The 21151-nt window shown below is 62.8% G+C and carries 19 protein-coding genes and 1 tRNA gene; 12 read left to right on the forward strand and 8 right to left on the reverse strand.

Annotated features, from left to right (window positions below; translation table 11 throughout):
• Positions 1-3: 3 nt before the first annotated feature.
• Positions 4-1419 (reverse strand): ATP-binding protein, encoded by a 1416-nt coding sequence (locus tag MCUHO_RS04330; protein ID WP_143706451.1) that lies wholly within the window; start codon positions 1417-1419, stop codon positions 4-6.
• Between the two features lie 170 nt (positions 1420-1589).
• Between MCUHO_RS04330 and MCUHO_RS04335 the strand changes: the two genes are divergently transcribed.
• The gene (locus MCUHO_RS04335) at positions 1590-3179 is read left to right on the forward strand and encodes an NAD+ synthase (protein ID WP_011844275.1); all 1590 of its coding nucleotides are present in this window, start codon (positions 1590-1592) and stop codon (positions 3177-3179) included.
• Entirely contained in the window at positions 3179-3859 is a 681-nt protein-coding gene (locus tag MCUHO_RS04340) for an endonuclease III domain-containing protein (protein WP_067074534.1), read from the forward strand. Before MCUHO_RS04335 ends, MCUHO_RS04340 begins: the two co-directional genes overlap by 1 nt.
• Before the next feature lie 733 nt (positions 3860-4592).
• Here MCUHO_RS04340 and MCUHO_RS04345 read toward each other — a convergent pair.
• On the reverse strand, positions 4593-4772 hold the full coding sequence (locus MCUHO_RS04345) for a hypothetical protein (protein ID WP_067073920.1): 180 nt from the start codon (positions 4770-4772) through the stop codon (positions 4593-4595).
• Between the two features lie 107 nt (positions 4773-4879).
• On the opposite strand from MCUHO_RS04345, the gene recQ reads away from it, so the two are divergent.
• The 4 genes from recQ (at position 4880) to MCUHO_RS04365 (ending at position 10024) form a co-directional block, all read left to right on the forward strand.
• Complete coding sequence (gene recQ, locus MCUHO_RS04350) at positions 4880-6697, forward strand: DNA helicase RecQ (protein ID WP_067073925.1); 1818 nt, start codon at positions 4880-4882, stop codon at positions 6695-6697.
• Between the two features lie 66 nt (positions 6698-6763).
• A complete protein-coding gene (locus MCUHO_RS04355; protein WP_067073928.1) occupies positions 6764-7750 on the forward strand; it encodes an endonuclease/exonuclease/phosphatase family protein in 987 nt (328 codons plus the stop codon).
• A gap of 136 nt (positions 7751-7886) precedes the next feature.
• Positions 7887-8291: a pyridoxamine 5'-phosphate oxidase family protein gene (locus tag MCUHO_RS04360; RefSeq protein WP_067073931.1), complete on the forward strand. Its 405-nt coding sequence runs from the start codon at positions 7887-7889 to the stop codon at positions 8289-8291.
• A gap of 1058 nt (positions 8292-9349) precedes the next feature.
• A complete protein-coding gene (locus MCUHO_RS04365) occupies positions 9350-10024 on the forward strand; it encodes a flavodoxin family protein (RefSeq protein WP_067073936.1) in 675 nt (224 codons plus the stop codon).
• A 52-nt stretch (positions 10025-10076) separates the two neighbouring features.
• Here the strand turns inward: MCUHO_RS04365 and MCUHO_RS04370 are convergent.
• Positions 10077-10161 (reverse strand) — tRNA-Ser (locus tag MCUHO_RS04370).
• A 39-nt stretch (positions 10162-10200) separates the two neighbouring features.
• Positions 10201-11286, reverse strand: a complete 1086-nt coding sequence (locus MCUHO_RS04375; protein WP_067073941.1) for a hypothetical protein — start codon at positions 11284-11286, stop codon at positions 10201-10203.
• A 28-nt stretch (positions 11287-11314) separates the two neighbouring features.
• Here MCUHO_RS04375 and MCUHO_RS04380 point away from each other — a divergent pair, with 28 nt between their 5' ends.
• Entirely contained in the window at positions 11315-12301 is a 987-nt protein-coding gene (locus MCUHO_RS04380; RefSeq protein WP_067073945.1) for an archaeosine biosynthesis radical SAM protein RaSEA, read from the forward strand.
• On the opposite strand, the gene MCUHO_RS04385 is transcribed toward MCUHO_RS04380, so the two are convergent.
• The 3 genes from MCUHO_RS04385 to MCUHO_RS04395 all read right to left on the reverse strand — a co-directional run bounded on the left by MCUHO_RS04385 (position 12298) and on the right by MCUHO_RS04395 (position 15253).
• Positions 12298-13527, reverse strand: coding sequence for an ornithine cyclodeaminase (locus tag MCUHO_RS04385; RefSeq protein WP_067073949.1), 1230 nt, complete (start codon positions 13525-13527; stop codon positions 12298-12300). The genes MCUHO_RS04380 and MCUHO_RS04385 overlap by 4 nt on opposite strands.
• Before the next feature lie 209 nt (positions 13528-13736).
• Complete coding sequence (locus tag MCUHO_RS04390) at positions 13737-14342, reverse strand: NTP transferase domain-containing protein (protein ID WP_067073953.1); 606 nt, start codon at positions 14340-14342, stop codon at positions 13737-13739.
• Positions 14330-15253 (reverse strand): pyridoxal phosphate-dependent aminotransferase, encoded by a 924-nt coding sequence (locus tag MCUHO_RS04395; protein WP_235808160.1) that lies wholly within the window; start codon positions 15251-15253, stop codon positions 14330-14332. The genes MCUHO_RS04390 and MCUHO_RS04395 overlap by 13 nt, the downstream gene beginning before the upstream one ends.
• A gap of 272 nt (positions 15254-15525) precedes the next feature.
• Here MCUHO_RS04395 and MCUHO_RS04400 point away from each other — a divergent pair, with 272 nt between their 5' ends.
• The 4 genes from MCUHO_RS04400 (at position 15526) to MCUHO_RS04415 (ending at position 19246) form a co-directional block, all read left to right on the forward strand.
• Positions 15526-15705, forward strand: coding sequence for a ribbon-helix-helix domain-containing protein (locus MCUHO_RS04400; RefSeq protein WP_067073974.1), 180 nt, complete (start codon positions 15526-15528; stop codon positions 15703-15705).
• 12 nt (positions 15706-15717) lie between these two features.
• Positions 15718-16845, forward strand: a complete 1128-nt coding sequence (gene ftsZ / locus MCUHO_RS04405) for a cell division protein FtsZ (RefSeq protein ID WP_067073978.1) — start codon at positions 15718-15720, stop codon at positions 16843-16845.
• Positions 16846-17205: 360 nt separating this feature from the next.
• Positions 17206-18066 (forward strand): coiled-coil protein, encoded by an 861-nt coding sequence (locus MCUHO_RS04410; protein ID WP_067073983.1) that lies wholly within the window; start codon positions 17206-17208, stop codon positions 18064-18066.
• Positions 18067-18121: 55 nt separating this feature from the next.
• A complete protein-coding gene (locus MCUHO_RS04415) occupies positions 18122-19246 on the forward strand; it encodes a DUF373 family protein (RefSeq protein ID WP_067073987.1) in 1125 nt (374 codons plus the stop codon).
• Between the two features lie 43 nt (positions 19247-19289).
• On the opposite strand, the gene MCUHO_RS04420 is transcribed toward MCUHO_RS04415, so the two are convergent.
• Positions 19290-19982 carry a TIGR04283 family arsenosugar biosynthesis glycosyltransferase gene (locus tag MCUHO_RS04420; RefSeq protein ID WP_067073990.1) on the reverse strand — a complete coding sequence of 231 codons (693 nt, stop codon included), beginning with the start codon at positions 19980-19982 and terminating at the stop codon, positions 19290-19292.
• 91 nt (positions 19983-20073) lie between these two features.
• Between MCUHO_RS04420 and MCUHO_RS04425 the strand changes: the two genes are divergently transcribed.
• Positions 20074-21147: a radical SAM/SPASM domain-containing protein gene (locus MCUHO_RS04425; RefSeq protein ID WP_067073992.1), complete on the forward strand. Its 1074-nt coding sequence runs from the start codon at positions 20074-20076 to the stop codon at positions 21145-21147.
• Positions 21148-21151 lie beyond the last annotated feature (4 nt).

Here is a 21151-nt window from a genome sequence, read left to right on the forward strand (position 1 = left end):
GCCTCAGATTATCCGGTATCCAGCCGGGGGCACGTGTATCTCGAACCTCGCCCCCCTGCCGGGCGTTCCGGTCTCCCGGATTGTCATGTTCGTGATGGCAAGGATCTCCCGGACGAGGAAGAGCCCGAGCCCGCCCTCGATGCCGACACCGTAGTCAAAGATCTGCTCCTTCTCCGCTTCGGGAATTCCCACGCCGTCATCCTCGATAGAGATCACGAGCCCGTCGTCCAGGATCCGGTAGGTGATGACGACCGACGATACAGTCTTCCCGTGCCGGGCGGCGTTCTCCAGCAGGTTCGAAAAGACCCGGTCGAGCATCGGATCGGCGAAGACCTCGAGCCGCTCTACCCAGGAACGAACCGATATTCCGGGAAGCACCAGACGCGACGTCACCTCCCAGATCACCTTCTGAACTGGCTGCCAGCCCGACGGCCGGAGGCCGAGATCCTGGTAGTCCCGGGTGATCTCTGCACGCCGCTGCACCACCCGAGCGTCCTCTTCCAGGCTCCGGAGATACCGGTGGATACCAGGGTCGTCGAACTCCCGCATCCCTCCGGCGATCCGCTCGAGGAGTCCCGATACTGCCGCGGCGAGATCGCTCCGGGTGAGATGGCCCAGCATATTCAGTTTGGCGTTCGTCCGGCGGAGTGCGTCTTCGGCGTTCTTCCGGGCGGTGATATCGACGAGCGTGAGGACGATCCGCTCGCCCGGGAGCCGGCCGGCTGATACGAGCACCTGGACGGCTGTTCCGTCGATTCGGAGAAGCACTGTCTCGTAGTCATAGAGGGTTCCACTGCGGTCGATATCCGCCGCTAGCGTTTCCCAGGCTTCTGGATCTTCGAAGAACCCGGCGACGTGCTTCCCGACCAGATCCTTCGTCGTGAAGCCGAGGAGCGCGGCGCCCACGTAGTTCGTCTCCTCGATCTGCGGCCCGGACTCGCCGGGGGCAATGATGAACGTTCCCGCCTCCGAGTTATCGAAGATCCCCCGGTACCGTTCTTCCTGCTCCCGCAGCCGGAGAGAGAGGAACGACACGACGGTGCCGACGGCGGCGAAGACTACCGCCCGCGAGAGCGCCGAGACGACCGCTCCGGCCTCTCCCCCGGTGAAGGGCAGGGCCAGCGCCAGGTACCCGAGAGCCAGGGCAAGCGAGAAGAGGATTCCGCGGCGGGGGAACCAGTAGGCGGCAAGGACGATCGGCAGGTACAGCAGGTGCGGGAGGACGATGGTGACGCCGGCAAGGAGGCCGGCGGCGTTTGCGATGAAGGCAACGAGAACCGATGCGGCAACCAGGAGGAGCCGGGTATCCCGGATTGCGGATCGGCGGCTGTACGAGGTCAGGCTGACCCCCCCCGGATACAGGTGCGCCACGCAACCGATGCGCCGGATCTCCGGCCGGGTGAGATCGCTCCACGGCATGCTCTCTGCATAGTCCTCTATAAGGCGCATTGACTTCCGGCCATTAAAAGGGGTATGGTCGGCGGGCGCGGGCAGTCAGGTGCCGGGAGACTTCCGTCCCGCGAGAATACGGCCATGCAAAGACATATGCCATCCGTTTCGCCATTACTGATCATAATCGGGGAAGTACCATGAAGATCTCACTCCTCCAGGTGAACACAGTCGTCGGCGACCTCGCCGGCAACGCCGGCCGGATTGCGGCGGGCACACGCGAGGCGGCCCGCCACCGACCGGACCTGATCGTCGCCCCGGAACTCTCCCTGACCGGCTGCCCGCCCCGGGATCTGCTCCTGCAGGCGGGGTTCATAACCCGGAGCCTCGCCGTCCTGGATGACCTGGCCGCCGGGCTCGCGGATGCCCCACCGGTGCTCGTCGGTTTCGCCGAGCCGAACCCCGCCGGAACCGGCCGACCGCTCTTCAACGCCGCCGCCCTCCTCCGGGACGGGGAGGTGCGGGGGACGTTCCGGAAAACCGCAATCTCCGGCAGCTTCGATGAAGGCCGCTACTTCGAGCCGGCGGCCGGGAGCCCCGGGACATTCCACCTCGGCGAGAGAACGGTCGGGGTCGCCATCGGCGAGGAGATCCGGTGCGGCGGAGAGGTGCCGGACGTGATCGTGAACCTCTCTGCGTCGCCGTTCGTCATCGGAAGACAGTGCCTGCGCGAGGAGATGTTCTCCCGGGCCGCGAAGGAGAACCGGGTCGCGATCGTCTCGGCAAACCTCGTCGGCGGGAACGACGACCTGGTCTTCGACGGCCGGAGCGTTGCTTTTTCCGCAGACGGAACCCTCATCGCCCGCGGTGCGGCTTTTGCCGAGGAGATCGTAACCATCGATCTCGCCCGCCCCGCCCCGCAGGCGGTCGCTCCCGACGACCAGGGGCCCGAGTCCGAGATCTGGCGGGCGCTGGTGCTCGGCACCCGCGACTACGTCCATAAGTGCGGATTTAGATCCGTCCATCTCGGTCTCTCCGGCGGGATTGACTCCTCGCTCGTGGCCGCCGTCGCCGCCCGGGCGCTCGGGCAGGAGAACGTCCTCGGGGTGCTCCTCCCCTCTCCCCACACCTCCGCGGAGAGCATCGAGGATGCCCGGGAACTTGCGGCGAACCTTGGTATCCGGGTGCAGTGCATCCCGATTGCTCCTATGATGGAGGCGTTCGACAGCGGCCTCGCGGACGTCTTCGCGGGGCTTGCCCCCGACATCACCGAGGAGAACCTGCAGGCCAGGATCCGGGCGACGGTTCTGATGGCACTCGCGAACAAGTTCGGCTCCATGCTCCTCTCGACCGGGAACAAGTCGGAGGTCGCGGTCGGCTACTGCACCCTCTATGGGGATGCGGCGGGGGGGCTCTCCGTGATCGCGGACGTCCCGAAGGGGATGGTCTACCGGATTGCCCGGTGGCTGAACGCCGAACGCCCCGTCATCCCCGAGAGGGTGCTCAAAAAACCCCCCTCAGCGGAGCTCCGGCCCGGCCAGACCGACCAGGAGATCCTTCCTCCCTACGACCTCCTCGACGCGATCCTTCACCGTCTTATCGACTGTCTCGAGTCGCCCGACGAGATCATCGCCGCCGGGTATCCCGAAGAGACCGTCCGGGAGGTCGCCGGAATGGTCGAGCGGGCTGAGTTCAAGCGCAGGCAGGCCCCGCCCGGGATAAAAGTGACCGACAGGGCGTTTTCCACCGACTGGCACATGCCGATCGCCGCGAAACCCTGGTGGCGGTGATGGCGGCGACCCTCACCGAGGATCTCATTCAGATCTACGACGCCCTCTTCGCGGCGTTCGGCCACCAGCACTGGTGGCCCGCAAAGACGCCGTTCGAGACGATGGTCGGCGCGATCCTCACCCAGAACGTCTCCTGGACGAACGCGGCGCAGGCCATCGCAAACCTCGAAGACGCCGGGATGCTCGACCCCCATCTCCTCGCCGCGGCCGATGCCGCCGATATTGCTCCCCTGATCGTCCCTTCCCGGTACTACAACCAGAAGGCGGAGCGGATCCGGGAGTTTTCCCGAGTCTATGTCAGGGAGTTTCGCGCCGACCCGGCGGCGATGGCGGCCATGGAGACCGGCGAACTCCGCGAGCGGCTGCTCGCCCTCCGCGGTTTCGGGAAGGAGACAACGGACACCATCCTGCTGTATGTCTGCGAAAAGCCGGTCTTCGTCGTCGATGCCTATACCCGGCGGATATTCTCGCGCTACGGCTTCCTCCCCGAAGGGGCGTCCTACGACCTGACGCAACGGCTCTTTGCCGAGAACCTCGAGCCGGACGCGGAACTCTTCAACGACTACCACGCCCAGATCGTGCGCCTGGGGAATACTATCTGCAAAAGATCGCCGCTCTGCGACCGCTGTCCCATCCGGGAGGTTCACGGGACGCTCCGGTGCGCCGTGGGGCGGGGGTGAAGGGTGTTAGGCCTTCTGTGGCGCGAAGGGAAGGGAGACGCGTATCACAGACTCTGCTGAAACCCTTTTTCGCTCTTCCCCTACCCCGACGGGGTTGATGCTGGGCCCGGCAGTCCCTAGGATCAGCCTTTTTCCTCGAACATCCCCATGCAGTGGACCGTGGTTGCCTGCGCACCTTCGCACCTTCGGTGCGAGGTGGGGCTGACGGGGAGTGCGATGGGCGGAACGCCCGGAGCTCGAGCACCCGGAGGGTGCGGAGTGCGAGCGAAGCGAGCTTGAGCACCGATAGGTGCGAAGGGGGCGTGCCCCCTCCCCTGTCTCCACCTTATGTAGCAATATCTGAAAATCCCACCCCGCCCGGCCTTCGGCCTCCTCACCCGCACCTGTGGTGCCTCAACTCCGCTCCTAACGGAGCGTCGTTCCCCGCCCCAAGGGCGGGGGCAGTCATGGCGATAAGCGACGTTCCGAAGCGCGACGGTTCGTAAGAACCGGAGCGTGAGCACCGAAGGTGCGAAGGAACGGAGCTGGAGCACCGTTAGGTGCGATACCCGGTGGAAAGCCGTGCTCTTGGATTGCAATCATCCGGGGTAAACAGGTAGGGATTCAGTAAAGCCATGTCGCACAGATCTCGCGGCTTCACACGAACTTGCAGAGCGTGGATGGTGATACGGTTCACGCAAAATGAGCGGGGGCTCTCCCGGGCCACCAGCGCCGGGAGAAGATCAATGCCCGCTCACTTCTTCCGGTAGATGTTCAGCCCGATCTTGATATCCTCGTGCCCCGGCACCGAGACGTTGCCCTCGGTCGAGGCGATCGTGATCGACTTTCCGCTTTTGGACACCCCGAACTCCTTTGCGAGATCCACCCGTATGGTGAGGACGCTGCCCTCGACCGTCATATCGACGTTCTTCATGCGTATCAGTGTGCGTCTCCGGGGAATATGCACATCGGTGCGGAGAAACAACAAACACTATCCCACCCCCCGCCCAACCGTACCAGCACATCGGGTATCGTGGCGCAATGGATGCGAAATACAGTGTTCTGGAGAAATATTTCGGTTACACGTCGTTCCTCCCCCACCAGGAAGAGATCGTCGACGCCGTCCTCGCCGGGCGCGACGTCCTCGCCGTCATGGCGACCGGAGGCGGCAAATCCCTCTGCTACCAGCTCCCCGCCCTCGTCTTCGGCGGGCTTACGGTCGTCGTCTCGCCGCTCATCGCCCTGATGAAGGATCAGGTCGACGGTCTCCGGGCAAACGGCATCCCGGCGGCGACGATCAACAGCTCGCTCGGGTATGGGGAGCAGAAGATCGTCGAGCGGGTGATCCTCGAAGGCCGCATCCGGATCCTCTACGTCTCGCCGGAACGGGCAGTGCAGCCGTTCTTCCTCTCGCTCATCGCAAAAGCGGACGTCCGGCTCATCGCCATCGATGAGGCGCACTGCATCTCCATGTGGGGCCACAACTTCCGCCCCGAATACCGCCGGCTTCGGGTGCTCAAAGAGCGGTTCCCCACCGTCCCCGTCATCGCCCTGACCGCGACCGCCATCCCCGCCGTCCAGAACGACATCGCGGTCGAGCTCGCTCTCTCGAACCCTGCCCGGTTCGTCGGGAGTTTCAACCGCAAAAACCTCACCTACCGGGTGGTGCCGAAGGCACGCTACTTCCCGAGGCTGGTCGCCTACCTGAATGAACACAAAAACGACGCCGGCATCATCTACTGCTTCTCCCAGAAAGCAACGGTGGAACTCGCGAAGAAACTGCAGGATAAAGGGTTCTCGGCGCTCCCCTACCACGCCGGCCTCCCCGACGCCGTCCGCGCGGAGCACCAGGAGGCCTTCTCCCGCGGCGACGTTGCGATCATCTGCGCCACCGTCGCCTTCGGCATGGGCATCGACAAACCGGACGTCCGGTTCGTCATCCACACCGACCTCCCGAAGGATATCGAGTCCTACTACCAGGAGACCGGCAGAGCAGGGAGGGACGGGGAGCCGGGCGACTGCATCCTCTACTACTCCCGTGGCGACTACGGCACGATCCGCTACATCATCGAGAAGGAGGGCGCCGATGCGACACAGAAGGACGTCGCCTACCGTAAAGTGGGGGCGATGCTCGACTACTGCGAGACTCCCGGATGCCGGAGGAAGTTCCTGCTCGCCTACTTCGGCGAGTCCTACCCGGAGGAGCGGTGCGGCGCATGCGACCGCTGCGAGACGCCGGTGAAGGTATTCGACGGGACGGAGGTGGCGGCGGCGGTCATCGCGTGCATCCGCGAGACAGGGGAACGGTTCGGCGCTTCCTACATCGCCGACGTCCTCGCCGGCTCGAAGAGCGCGAGGGTTCGCGAGAACGGGCACGACCGGCTTTCTGCCTACGGCTCCGGCAGGGGCTACACCCGCGACCAGTGGCTCCTCTTCATCCAGGAGATGGTCGGGAAGGGGTTCGTCGCGTCGACCGGCGGCCGGTACCCCGTCCTCGTTTCAAACGACCGGAGCCGGGCGGTGCTCGCGGGGAAGAACCCGGTGCCGCTCGCAGAGCCGCGTCCGGAGGGCGTCGTCGCGCCGGAAACCGGGGAGAAGGACTACGACGAACCCCTCTTCCTCCGGCTCCGCCGGCTCCGGAAAGTCGTTGCCGACCTCGATCACGTGCCGCCGTTCGTCGTCTTCCACGACCGGAGCCTCAAGGAGATGGCAACGTACTACCCGACCACCGGCGTTGCCCTCCTCGAGATCTACGGCGTCAGCGAGGCGAAACTGAAGCGTTACGGCAGGAAGTTCCTCGACGCCATCGATAAGCACTGCGCCGAACACGGGATCGGGCCGGAGCAGCGGAGAGGGTGACCCCCCCTCCCCAAACACCCCAAATCCATCCTCAACTCGATGTATTAATGAACGAGGAGCGCCAATATGCCAGGTACAAGGCATATGCGGCTCATTTCATGGAACATAGATCTCTTCCGCTCCGGCCTTAAGAGCGTGGAGAAGAAAGTCGAAGCGGTCTGTCGGCACTCGCCTGATATCGTCGCTTTCCAGGAGGTGACGGATCGGGCGCTGCCGCTCTTCCGGGAAGAACTGGAGAAGTTTGGACTGCTCCACTCCATCGACAGCCTTGCGCTGGTGGAGATCGCGCGGGTGGCCTATATGGCCGAACGACTGAACGACCTTCGCGCACGGGGCGCGAACGATCCCTTCCAGTTCGCGTATAACGTCTCCCGGCTCTCGGAACAGTACTATCCTCCCGGCGAAGCAAAGAGCTGCGGATGCCTGATCGCGAGCAGGTACCCCCTCACGCCGTTAAACCCGCTCGACTTCGATATCCCGTGGAAACAGCGGGTGGTCTCTGCCGTCGTCAGCGCACCGGCGGGCGAGTTCGAGGTTCACAACGCCCATGTGCCGACGGCGATCGGCACCCGGAGGAACGAGATCGTCAAGGCCGAGACGCTGGTCGGGATCTACCGGCACCTCGCCGTTCAGTCGGAGCGACCGCGGATCCTCTGCGGCGATCTCCATATCCCGGAGGCGGAGCTCCCCGACGGAACGATCGTTCCCTTCTACCGCGACATCATACCGGACAGAAATTACAACACCACGATCTCCGAGAGTGACGAGTACCTCGGCCGCCCGAGGAAGTGGTGGTACAACGCCGAGATGAACGTCCTCCCCGGTCTCGCGGAGTACGACCTCCCCGACGTCTTCCGGAGGCTGCACGGCTACCAGGCGAGGGAGTACAGCTGGTGCCCCGACCGCGGGCCCGAGGACGTCCCGAAGTGCAAACGCTACGACCACATCTTCGCGTCCGTGCGCCTCAACCCGACGGCGTGCTGGTATCTCCACGACCTCCGGGGGCAGGGGTTGAGCGACCACTCCGCCGTCGTGATGGACTTCGAACCGTGAGCGGGGGCGGCCGTCTACGGCACAGCCCCGGCCCGCATCGCACCTCACCGTAAGCCCTTCCAGCTTCACTGCAACCCCCGTTTTCGATAGGGCCTTTTTTAAACCTGCAGTCGAGAGATTATACCGGTGAAAATCGATGGTTGCACTTACTGAAGAGATGAAGACGGCGTTTCGCACGATGAAGGCCTTCCCGGTCGCCACGGCCTCGAAGGACGGCTGGCCGAACGTGGTGCCGATCGGGTTCGTCGAACTCGCCGACGACGAGACGATCTGGATCGCGGACAACTTCATGAAGAAGACGCTCGCCAACGTCCTGGAGAACCCAAAGATCTCCATCTACGTCTGGGGCCCCGAGACGAAGGGCTGCTTCCAGGTCAAGGGCGACGTCGAGATTCGGTCGAGCGGCCCGGAGTTCGAGAAGATGCAGTTCACCGTCCACTCGAAGATGGCGAAGGCCCCGGCAAAGACCCTCTTCATCGTGAAGATCCGCGAGATCTACGAGTGCTCCCCCGGGCCGAAGGCCGGGGAGAAGATCCTTTAACTTTTTTTTGGAATCCTGCCGGGATCTGCTACGGGCAATATCCACGGCCTTCTCCCAGGTTCTCTTGCGCCGCAGGTGGCAATCCATACACAGCTTTCCGTTGGCTATCGCCACTGGGGGAGGCGGCTCGCGGGGAGTGCGACGGTTCGTAGAACCGGAGCTCGAGCACCGGAGGTGCGAGGTGCGATGTTCCGACAGGAACGGAGCACGAGAAGGCCGAAGGCCTTTGAGGTGCGAGCGAAGCGAGCTTGAGCACCGGAGGTGCGAGGTGCGATGTTCCGACAGGAACGGAGCACGAGAAGGCCGAAGGCCTTTGAGGTGCGAGCGAAGCGAGCTTGAGCACCGGAGGTGCGAGGTGCGATGTTCCGACAGGAACGGAGCACGAGAAGGCCGAAGGCCTTTGAGGTGCGAGCGAAGCGAGCTTGAGCACCGGAGGTGCGAGGTGCGATGTTCCGACAGGAACGGAGCACGAGAAGGCCGAAGGCCTTTGAGGTGCGAGCGAAGCGAGCTTGAGCACCGGAGGTGCGAGGTGCGATGTTCCGACAGGAACGGAGCACGAGAAGGCCGAAGGCCTTTGAGGTGCGAGCGAAGCGAGCTTGAGCACCGGAGGTGCGAGGGGGGGAGCATTCCCCCTCCCCTGTCTCTCCCTCATAAGACTATATCTGTAACCCCCACCGCCCGCGCTTCGCGCTCCTCACTCGCACCTTCGGTGCTCAAACTCCTTCCCCAAAGGGGAAGTCGTTCCGCCCCCGGAGGGGGGCGGGGGCAGTGCATGGCGATAAGCGACGTTCCGGCAGGAACGACTGCCGCAGGACAGGAGTTTGAGAAGCCATCAGGCTTCGAGGAACGGAGCTCGAGCGCCGGAGGTGCGCAGTCCCCACGGTCCACTGCACGGGACTTTTCACGAACCCAAACGGTTCTGTCGATCGCCCACATAGGCTAGGATCACCAACCATCTCCCATACGTTCGCGCACCGCCTCACAGAGGGGACTGCCTTCCCGGTTCTAAACTATTTTCCCACACCGCCGCCAACGCTTCCTCAGGATTTGATGAAAAAATGAAGATTGCCGCAGTTGTGGGAAGCCCGCGGGGAGTGCAGAGCAGAACGAGAAAACTTGTGAACTTCGTGCTCGCCGGGGCTAAAGAAGCCGGTGCCGAGATCGATATTATCGACCGCGCCGATCTGCAGATCGTCGCCTGCACCGGCTGCGAGAGTTGCAACCTGGATGGGACGTGCGTCTTTGGCGACGACTTCCCCGCCGCGTACGACCGGATGCGGGATGCCGACGGGCTGGTCTTCGCCTCGCCGGTCTATGTCGACAACGTCAGCGGGCAGATGAAGGTCTTCATCGACCGGCTGGCGGACGCGATGCGCTACCAGAAGTTCGCCGGCAAGTACGGCTGCAGCGTCGCGACCACCGGGATCTCGGGAGGCGACGCGGTCGTCGGCTACCTGAACCACGCGCTCAACTACCTCGGGGTGACGACGGTCGGGGGGATGAGTGTCGCACTCGATGACGACCCGGAGGCGCTCGACCGGGCTGAACCGGCGGCACGCGATCTCGGGCGGCAACTCGTCCTCGCCGTCAGGGACCGGCCGCGCTATCCCGAGCAGGAGGTCGGGATGGCGGAAAATCGGGCGTACTTCGCCGGGATAGTCCGGGCGAACCGGGACTGGCGGCCGGACGAGTACGAGCGATGGGTACGGGAGGGCTGGATCGGGGAGGAATAATGTAACCGGCGAGGCTTCGCCGTAAAAGAGCAGATCCGTTCTTAACTGAATACGCCGGGAGGGAGATTTGAACTCCCGAGGTGCCAGGCACCAGTGGCTTTCAAGGCCACCGCCTTCCCGGACTAGACTATCCCGGCTCGCCTTAACCTATAGGTCACCGGACAAAAAAAGGTTGTTCATCCCCTGCGCGCGAAGACAACGGCAAGAAGCGCGAGGAGTGCGAGAGCAGCCGGGAGCGGTGCGGCCTGTGCAGGGGTGGGGGTCGCGTCTCCGAAGAGACCGGGCGCGGTCTGGCTCACCCGAACCGAGTCGGCGTTCGAGGCCGAGACCTGCACCGTGCCGCTGTCGGTGTAACTCTTAGGGTAGACCTTGACGTAGACCGGGCCACCCCGTGCGGCTACCTCCACGGATTCGGGATCGAGCATGCCCGTCTCGTCCACTTTATGGAGATTATTGTCCTCATCGATGTACTCGATCACCCAGTTGATACCGGCCGAGGTCACGATCTTCACGGTGCCGCTTCTGGTGTCGACCTCGAAGTAGGCCGGGGCGGCCTGGGTAGCGGGGGAACTCGCGGATATCATCGCCTCAGTCGGCATCGGCCCGGGTGTCCCGGCTACGACGAATACGGCGTCGCCGATGTAGCCTTTGGTATCGGAGAAAGTGACCTCGTACGAACCTCCTTCGGAGACGGGCACCTCAACGGAGAATGCTCCGTTCTTGTCGGTCGCGACAAACTTCGGCCCGTAGACGGTAAAGCCGACTCGTTCGACCCGGACCTGTACTCCTGCGTCACCGAGATCCGCGATCGAACCCCGGAGGTCGAGCGTGCCGTCGAAGTCCTGGTTGCTTGGAGAGTCGATCTTGAGCGTCCCTGACCGGTCGACCAGGTTGACGATCTGCTGTTTCTTCGAACTGCTCCCGAAGGTGGAGAGCGTGGGATCGACGATCTCGATCGAGTACTGCCCCGGTTCGAGGCCGTCCGTCTCGAACGACGTGGAGAACGACCCGTCATCCTGAACGACGATCGTCTTGCGGGCAATCTCGTGCTTCATGTACTGGGCACGGTATAGTATAACCTCCGTGCTGAACCCGGGATTGACCGTCGGTTTGGGAAGTCCCTCCACGGTCGTGGTGCCGGTGATCTCGAGTGTATCGCCGACATTCACCGTCTGCGGGGCACTGAATGAGATATATGCGGCCGATGCCGTACCGACGAGCATCATCGCGGCGATGATCGTCAGCCATGCGATCCTTTTCATATCATAACATCCTCGAATATGAGGTATAATGGTATCCAAATTAACCGAGAAGCCGCTGGCGTCCTGGCGGGGGAAAGACCGCTTCGAAGGGCGGATCCTCGATACGCTGACGGTTATCTTTCGAAGCGGCGGGTGCTCCTGGAACCGGTGCAGGATGTGCGGCTACCGGCACGAGCGGTATCCCGACCTTCCCCGGGACGAACTCGCCGAACGGATGATCCGCCAGGTCCGCTGGGTGAAAGAGAACTTCCGCGACGAGGACTACCAGGTGCTCAAGATCTTCACGTCGGGGAGTTTCTTCGACCCCGGCGAGGTTCCCCCCGACGTCCGGCGCGCAGTCGCGGAGGCGTTCCGGGGCAAGGCCGTGATCGCCGAGACGCGCCCCGAGTATGTCGAGGCCGACGCGGTTCGCGAGTTCCGCGAAGGGATCGATACCGGTGACTGGGACAAACCGCTCCACGTCGCCGTGGGCCTCGAGACCACGAACGATCTCATCCGGGAGAGGAGCATCGACAAGGGGTTCTCGTACGCCGACTTCCTCCGCGCCGCAGAGGTCGCCCACGCCGCCGGTGCGGGCATGAAGGCCTACCTGCTGATGAAGCCGCCGTTCCTGACCGAACGCGAGGCACGCGACGATATGATACGCTCGATCAGGGACGTCGCTCCCGTTGCGGACAGCATCTCCATGAACCTCTGCACCGTCCAGAGCAGAACCGAGGTCGAGCATCTCTGGAAGCAGCACGCATACCGGCCGCCGTACCTCTGGAGCGTCCTTGACGTGCTGATAAGTTCCCCGGTGCATATCCTCTGCGACCCCGTCGGCGGCGGGCAGATGCGGGGGCCGCACAACTGCGGTGCCTGCGACAGCACGATCGTGAAGGGGATCGCCGACTACTCGCTCTCCGGCGACGTCGGGCTCCTGCGTGCCCTTGCGGAGACGGAGTGCAGGTGCAAAGAAGAGTGGGAGTTCGTGCTGAACCAGGAAGAGCCGTACTGTATGCCGCTCACCCGCTAGCACTTCTCCTGTTTTTCAAGCTGCTCGCAGAGCAGCGGGAGGAACGTCCCCGCATCGCTCACGACACCGATCGCCTGCGTCGTGCCCCGGTCCATCAGTTTCGTCACCGATGCGGGGTTGATGTCGACGCAGACGGTCTTGACGTACGAGGGGAGGCAGTTCCCGACGGCGATCGAGTGCAGAAGCGTCCCAACCATCACCACCATCCCGAGATCGTGGATATGCCGGCGCATGACCTCCTGCGCCTCGACGACGTCCGTGATCGTGTCGGGGAGCGGGCCGTCGTCCCGGATGGAGCCGGCGAGCACGAACGGGATGCCCTTCTTCACGCACTCGTACATGATCCCGCCGGTGACGACCCCCTGGTCGACCGCGTTCTTGATGGAGCCCGCCCGCATGATCTCGCTGATGGCGCGGATGTGGTGCTTGTGTCCGCCGGTGACGAGCGTGCCCGTCTTGACGTCCATCCCGAGCGACGTGCCGAAGAGGTTGGACTCGATATCGTGGGTGGCGAGCGCGTTCCCCGCAAAGAGCACGTCGATGTAGCCTTCGCGGATCATCTTCGCGAGGGCGTCGGCCGCTCCGGTATGGACGATGGCGGGGCCGCCGACGAGCGCGATCTTCTCGCCTTTCTTCTTCGATATGAGGATCTCGCGAGCGATCTTTGCGATGATCGCCTCGCTCGGCCGCTCGGACGAGACGGTTCCGTGCATGAACTCGAACGTGCTGACCTTCCTCGGCCGCTCGGGGTAGACCACGCGGACCCCGGTCTCGCTGACGACGACGGCATCCCCCACCTTTATCTTCGATATCGGGGTGCAGAACGCCCGTTTCTCCGTCTCGTCGACGACGATGTGGCAGTCCATCTCGATACGCTCGACGGGCAACCATTCGTCCCGGTATTTTACGAAGGTCGGGTGGTTGGTGGTCGAGTAGAACCCCTTCGGCAGGATCCGGTCGCCCTCTGCCGGTACGAGGGTGACGTCGCCGATCTCGGGGGCGCGTGCGCCGAGCCGGTGCAGCTCGGAGAGGATGGCGTCGAGTTGATGATCGTTGGGCGCCGTCACGCGAAGCCGTGCGTAACTCGTGTCCGTCTTCAGTCTTCCGACGTTGAACGTGAGGATCTCGAATTCTCCCCCCATATCCATGATCCTGTCAAACACCAGGGTCATGACGCCCGAATCGATGATATGGCCCTCTAGTTCGATTTCCCGGCAGGATTCCATATGTAAGAGTTGGTGATTGTCCGATAATACAGTTTCCCCGGAGGATGCCGCCGTGCAACACGGTGCTCCCGCCCTCCGGCCGGCCGCCCTCCCCGCGTGGCGGCACGCCGCCGGGACTTTTGGGATACGCGCCAGAGCGGCGGTTTTCAAGAAGAGAATAAAGCTCCTGATGTCTCCTCAAACCACAGACCGGCCCGCCCCCCGGAGCCTTACTCGCCCCGCTTCCGGCAGAGGTACTCCTGCACCAGCGCCAGTTCCTCGCGGGTGTTGACGTTGAAGGCAAGCCGTCTGTCGTGCAGGAGAAGCTGCAGTTCATCCTGGGCCGCACCGGAACCGCCCGCCGTCAGGATGTTGATCCCGGCGGGACAGGCCGGGACGCCGTCGACCGTTTCCGTGTACCGCGTGCGGCAGCCGTGCTCCTCGCAGAGGTCGCGGGGCACCCACGTCGAGCATGCCGGCACTCCCGCCCGGCGCCAGGCCTCCTCGACACCGGCGACGATATCGGGCGCAAGGCAGGGGAGGTCGGAGACGCAGGTGAAGAACGGCGTTCCTTCCCCCTCCAGGTCTGCCGCAGCGGCGTTGATATCCTCAATGTAGCCGAGCCCTTCCGCCTCGTACAGGCCGACCCCCTGCGCCCGGCACCAGTTCTTGGTGAACGGCGTCCGGTACGAGGCGACCACGACCACCTCGTGGCCTGCGGCCGTGAAGGCGTCGGTGACGTAGGAGAGCATCGGCCGCCCGCAGATGGTGACCAGGGGCTTCTCGCCCATCCGGAGACGGGTGCCCTCTCCCCCGGCCATGATCAGGGCAAGCATGTTTCGAGCGCCTCGATGAGTTGCCGGTTCTCATCATGCGTCCGGACGGCCACGCGGATGTGGCGGGGAAGCCCGAACGACCGGCAGTCCCGCACCAGGATACCGCGGGAGAGGAGCCGCCCAACGAGCACCTCCGCCTCCATCGGGACTTCGATAAGGATATAATTCGCGGACGGCGGCGCATAGACGAGACCGAGAGCGTCCAGACGGCTGCAGAGCCAGGCCCGCTCCCGGGCAATCCGCTCCCGCGACGCCTCAAGGAGGTCGTAGTGCCGGAAGGCCTCGATCGCGAAGGACTCGGCGAACGCGTTCACCGTCCAGGGAAGGCGCATGGTCTCCACATTCTCGATGAGCTCGGGCGTGCCGAAGGCGTAGCCGAACCGGATGCCCGGCACGGCGAAGCTCTTTGTGAGGGAGCGCAGCAGAAAGAGGTTCTCGTCCGAGACGTCGACGACGCTCTCGCGCGGGTCGGAGAGTTCGATGAAGGCTTCGTCGAGGAAGAGGCAGGCACCCTGCCCGGCGACTCCATCAAGCACCCGGAGGACTTCCGCCCGGGCCAGAAGTTCCCCGGTGGGGTTGTTCGGGTTGCAGAGGAACCGGACGGTAGCCCCGCTCTCCTCCGCCGTGCACCGGGCACCGGCGAGCCTCACCGCCATCCCGTACTCGGCGAACGTCGGCGACTCGATACGGGCGGTATCGCCGGGTCCGAGCACGGCAGAACAGAACGCGCGGATCAACTCGACGGATCCGTTCCCGACGGCGACCTCTGCGGCATCGCGCCCGAATGTTCTGCCGATTTCCTCTTTGAGCGTCTCATAACGGTCGTCCGGGTAATCTTTCAGCGCCGAAGCGTCCGGAATCCAGGGGAACGCCGGAGGATACGGATTCACGTTGGCACTGAAATCAAGCACCTCGCCCCTCTTCCGGGTGCGGTGCCAGCGCACCCGACCGCCATGTTCCGCCCTTTTAGGGAGATTATCTCTCATATTCGTGGCAACTCTTTGAGGATACGTTGTCGGCTGCTATCCATAAAACCGTTATGTCGGGTAGAATTGCATATCGATAGGTATATATACCATCCGAATATTATTATGGCTTATCTGATGCAGTCAGACGAAAAGGTTACGATTGTCTGACAAATGACCGACAAGGGGCAGTCACATGTCAGATATGAGTGATTGAAATGATGGATCGGATTACAATCAGATTGCCACGGCAACAGGTCGAGATGCTCGAGAGGCTGGTGGAAGCCGGCGAATTCCCCACGGTATCGGAGGCTGTGCGGTATTCGGTCAGGGCGCTTCTTGAAAGGCATGGAAACCGTGTTCTACGTGAGGCCGACCAGATTTCATTCAAAGTTTAGGAGGTATTATTGATGCAGACGATCATCAACGAAGCGTTAAAACACGCAGAACGTGAGAAGTACCTGAAGACGGACATAGCAGAGGGAGAAGAGGACATCATCGGCCAGCCGCGTATTGTCATCGTAGGTTGCGGCGGTGCGGGCAACAACACCGTCAACCGGCTGTACCACATGCAGGTCAACGGTGCGGAAACGATCGCGATCAACACGGACAAGCAGCACCTGGACATGATCCAGGCCGATAAGAGAGTTCTCGTCGGCAAATCACTCACCAAAGGCCTTGGAGCCGGCGGGTTCCCCGATGTCGGCAGACGTGCAGCCGAGATGGCCCGGCCGACCCTGGAGAGCCTCCTCTGTGACGCCGACCTTGTCTTCATCACCGCAGGCATGGGTGGAGGCACCGGTACGGGTACCGCCCCGGTCGTTGCGCAGATCGCAAAGGAGCAGGGCGCCATCGTCGTCGGCATGGTCAGTTACCCCTTCCAGGTCGAGAAGGCCCGGCTTCTCCGTGCGGAAGAGGGGCTTGAACAACTCTCAGCCTCCGCCGACTCGGTGATCGTGCTCGACAACAACCGCCTCATCAAGTACGTGCCGAACCTCCCGCTCGGCCAGGCGTTCTCGGTCATGGACCAGCTCATCGCGGAGACCGTCAAGGGCATCAGCGAGACGATCACGGAGCCTTCGCTCATCAACATCGACTACGCCGATGTACGTGCCATCATGAGCAAGGGAGGCGTCGCCGTGATGCTCGTCGGCGAGAGCAAGCAGCAGAACAAGGCCGAGAGCGTCGTCCACGAGTGCTTGAACCACCCCCTGCTCGACATCGACTACCGCGGAGCCACGGGGAGCCTCATCCACATCACGGGCGGGAACGACCTGACCCTCCAGGACGCCGAGGAGATTGCAAGCTCCCTGACCTATGAACTCGACCCCCACGCGGACGTCATCTGGGGAGCGAGGGTGAACAGCGATTACGAAGGGAGAGTTCGCGTCATGGCGGTCATGACCGGCGTAAAAAGTGCACAGATCCTCGGAAGCCACCGTGCCTACGAACCGGTGTCGCAACGGTCCAGCAGCGCACCCACCGGCAGGCGCATAGCAGGGGACGCCCCGAGCGGGCACCTCATTGACTTCCTCTAAAATTCTCTACCCTCTTTCATACCTTTCTTAAATCGGAATCGTTCCACGGAGGCGTCTTCTACGCCCCTACGAAATACTTAAGAGTACAGATGACGTTTGAAATATAGACGTTCTTGTATAATCCCTCCAGCACGGGGTGTATTGTGCAGGGCACAGACCCACCGGGTCTGCGATTGCCAAAGTACCGGGGTTGAACACATGAGCAGACAGATGAACGACGGCCTCGATTTCCGAGTCCGGGAAACGTCTTTTCTTGTGGTGTGGCCGCTACACGAGCCTCCGGCATCTTGCAGCATACGGGAGCGGCCTTTTGCTGGCGGGGATATGAGACAGGTACCGAATGTCGAGGATTGGTAAAGAATGCTGAACGATCTGATTGAAAAGAGAAAAAAAGTCCTTGCGGAGTCTGAGCAGCACAAAGACCGGCGCAATGAGTTGAACGCGCTTGCCAGCAAAAACGCCCGTGAACGCAACACCTTAAACGCCCAGACCCGCGAGTTCGTCGAGGAGGCGCAGCAGCACAAGGAGCAGCGGGATAAGATCAACGAAGAAGTCCAGGCGCTGAAAGACCAGAGAAACGAGTACAACGACAAGGCAAACGCGCTCTTCGAGGAGATCGAGTCCTTCAAAAGAGAGCATGGCAACCTCCAGAACCGGGGCATCAAAGAGCTGCAGAAGCAGATCGAGCACCTGGAGTTCAAGCAGCAGACCGAGGTCTACAGCACCGATAAAGAGCGCGAACTTATCGAGAAGATCAAGCAGCTCAAGGCGGCGGCGAAGGACCAGGAGGCCGAGCTCGAACAGAACAAGGAGATGCGGACGAAACTCACCGATGCCCGTGAGTTTCGCAGGCTGGCTTCCGAGATCCACAAGGATGTCACCGAGAAGGCCGAGGCCGCACAGCAGCACCACGACCTGATGGTGGAGTCTTACAGGAAGGCCGACAAGTCCCGCGAAGAGGCCGATCAGGCCCACCAGCAGTTCGTCGAGGCCCAGGAGGCTGCGGACGAGGAGCACAAGCAGTTCATCGCCTGCCAGAAGGAACTCCGCGACTACGACAAGGTCATCTCGGGTCTCCGGAAGAAGACCAAGAAGACCAAGGTCACCAAAGAGCAGAAAGCCGTCCGGAAAGAAGCGGAACGTGTCTTCCAGCAGTTCCGTGACGGTGAGAAGATCACCACCGACGACCTGCTCCTGCTTCAGCGTGCAAAACTCATCTAATACTTTTTTATCGCGCTGCAAATCATTTAATAGATCCGAGGCGATGTTCTATTGAATGCCGAAAGAGCGGACGCTTGTCCTCTGTGTCGATCGCGATGACGATCTCGGGTTCAAAGCCGGGATCGATGGCCCCACCGTGGGCAGAGAGGCATGCCTCCATGCGGCGACCTCGCTTGCCCTGGTCGATCCCGAGGACTCCGACGTCAACGCCATCTTCGAGACGATCCGGCTCTACGACGAACTTGCAAAAAAAGGGGAAGAGGTCGCCGTCGCCGTCATCTGCGGCAACCACATGAACCTGCTCGAGGGTGACCGGCGGGTCGCGTCCGGTCTCGATGCAATTCTCTCCGCAACGGATTCTACATCCTGCATCATCGTGACGGACGGTGCCGAGGACGAGTACGTTCTCCCCATCATCCAGTCCCGGGTGCCGGTCAGCAGCGTGCGGAGGGTCGTGGTCAACCAGATGCCGAACCTCGAGGGGACGTACTACATCTTACGCAGGCTTCTCGACGACCCGAAGGTCTCGAAGATCGTGCTCGTCCCGCTCGGCCTTGCCATGCTCCTCTATGCCGTGGGATATCTGCTCGGGTACCCGGAGGGTGCGACCATCGTCGTCGTCGGTGTCATCGGCACCTACCTGCTCTTCAAGGGCGTCGGGATAGACGAGGTCTTCGGTTACCTGATCACCTCGCTAAAGGCGTCGCTCCACGGCGGGAGGTTCACGTTCGTCTCCTACATCGCCGCGATACTCCTCGGTATCGTCGGGGTCATCCTCGGGCTCATAAGCCTCCTCGAATACTACTCCCCGTTCGGGATCATCATCCAGCTCCTGGCGTTCATCTACGGTTCCGTTGCCTGGTTCATCGCCGCCGGCCTCGTGGCATCGGTGGGAAAGATCATCGACGTCTTCTTAAACGAGCGCGAGGCGATCCAGCGGGTGATTGCCCTGCCGTTCTTCGTTCTGGCGATCGGAGGCATCGCCTACGGGGCAAGCATCTACATCCTCTCGATCAGCAGCGAGATCTCCGGGTTCCCCATAACGAGCACGAGCGGTGCGCTGTATATCCTCTTCGCGATAATCGGAGGCCTCTTCTGTGCCTTCTTCGGCGTTTACCTCCAGTCGTTCCTGGGCCGGTGGGTCGATGAACGCGAACCCGTCCCGAACCGGTCGCACTGAAGGCGTAGAGAGGGGCCTTCGGACCCGGGACCGTCTCGTCCCCTCACTTCTCGACGACGTAGCGGATGAACCGCTTCGGCCTGATACCGACCGTATTAAGGAGCATAACCAGGATATAGACGGCACTCAGGCGATACTTCCCCATCAGGAGGTATCGCCGCGGCGATACGACGATGGGGAGGTCGAGCCGGACAAGCCTCCCGTGCCGGCGTGCCGCCCGCGAGAATTCCACGTCCTCCAGATAGGGCAGCGGCTCGTACCCCCCGATCTTAAAGAACGCCTCTCGTCTTACGAATATACCAAAATCCCCGAAGAACGTCTGCGTCTCCGCTGCCAGCAGGTTCCCGAACCGGCTTGTCAGGCGGAGCAGGGGGTCGCGGCTCGCGAACGCGTGCAAAAAGCCCCCGCCGATGACCCCCTCACGCTCCAGTGCCCGGCCGATCGCGTCCGGAGCACTCCGGGGGATCCTGCAGTCGACATGAAGGAAGAGGAGAGCGGTTCCCGTGGCGTGCCGGGCTCCGACGTTCATCTGGACGCCCCTTCCTGCCGGCGAGGAGAGCACGACGATCCTGTGGGCGAACGAACCCGCTCCCGCTTCGAGTGCACTGCACGTACCGTCCGTGCTCCCGCCGTCGACGACGATCAACTCGAACGAACCCTCGAGGTCGTCGATATGCGCCAGAAATTCAGGGATGTTCTCTTCTTCGTTGAGCACCGGCGTGATGATCGAGAGCATGCGTGAAGACCCCCTCCCGCAAAGGGCGCATCTCCGTCACCCACTTATATGATGATGCTTATGGTAGGGCGTGTTCTTCAGGGCTGCTGCCATGGATGCGGGAGGACGAGATCTCGATAGGATCGCCACCCGGGGCTGCCTCCATCCTGCAACGGATGAGGCGGTGCGATACTTCGAAGAGGAGCGGGTCTACTCGCTGCAGATCGAGTCGACCCTCGCCTGCCCGCAGGAATGCCGCTACTGCTACGCTCCGGCCGATGCCGCCCGGGTCAGGGATCTCCCCGCCGGGGATATCGCCACTGCTCTCTCTTCGGCGGCAGAGATGGACGTGAAAGCCATCGACTGGCTGGGGGGCGACCCGCTGGTCCGTAGGGACTGGTACTACCTCGCACAGCATGCCCGCGATCTTGGTTTTGTCAACAATATCTGGTCGAGCGGCATCCCGCTCGCCGACCCGAAGGTCGCGGAGCAGGCTGTCGCCGTGGCCGAAGGGGGTTTCATCTCCGTGCACCTGGACACCCTCGATCCGGGTATCTATGCCCGGCTCCACGATGGGGATGCCGGGGAGAAGATCCGGGCCATCCGCCGCGGCGTCGAGAACCTTGTCGCCTTCGGCAAACCCGCGGGCGAACTGGTCAACTGCATCACGTTCACGCGGCCGCTCGCGGGGGACGACCTTGCGAAGACGATGCGCTACTTCTGCGAGGAGGTCGGGACGGCGATCTGCCTGACGCAGATCTGCACGGTCGGCAGGGCATGCCGCCATCCGGAGTGGGTGCCGGAACCCGGGCAGATCCGGGACGCCTGCCGGGCACGGGATGCCATCTGCTACCCAGGTTCTCCCTGCTCGTTCGAGACGATGGACGTCAACAAGTTCTACTGCGGCAGCATGGTCTGCCTGACGGTGGACGGCGACGTCACGCCCTGTTCGGTCATCAGGAAGGGGTTCGGGAAGATCAGGGATCAGCCGCTCTCCCGGATCGTCGAAGAGCATCGGAGCGAGCTGCTCTTTTCGGGTATGCGGCAGCCGGGGCCGAACGCATCCTCCTGCACCCGGTGCGAGCAGAACACCGTCTGCTGGGGATGCCGGGCAACGGCATACTACGAGACCGGAGACCTCCTGGGCCCCGACCCGAACTGCTGGCGGGCGGCACAGGGAAGGTGAAGGG

Origin of the sequence: Methanoculleus horonobensis (genome assembly GCF_001602375.1) — an archaeon.
In the GTDB taxonomy this organism is placed as follows: Archaea; Halobacteriota; Methanomicrobia; order Methanomicrobiales; family Methanoculleaceae; genus Methanoculleus; species Methanoculleus horonobensis.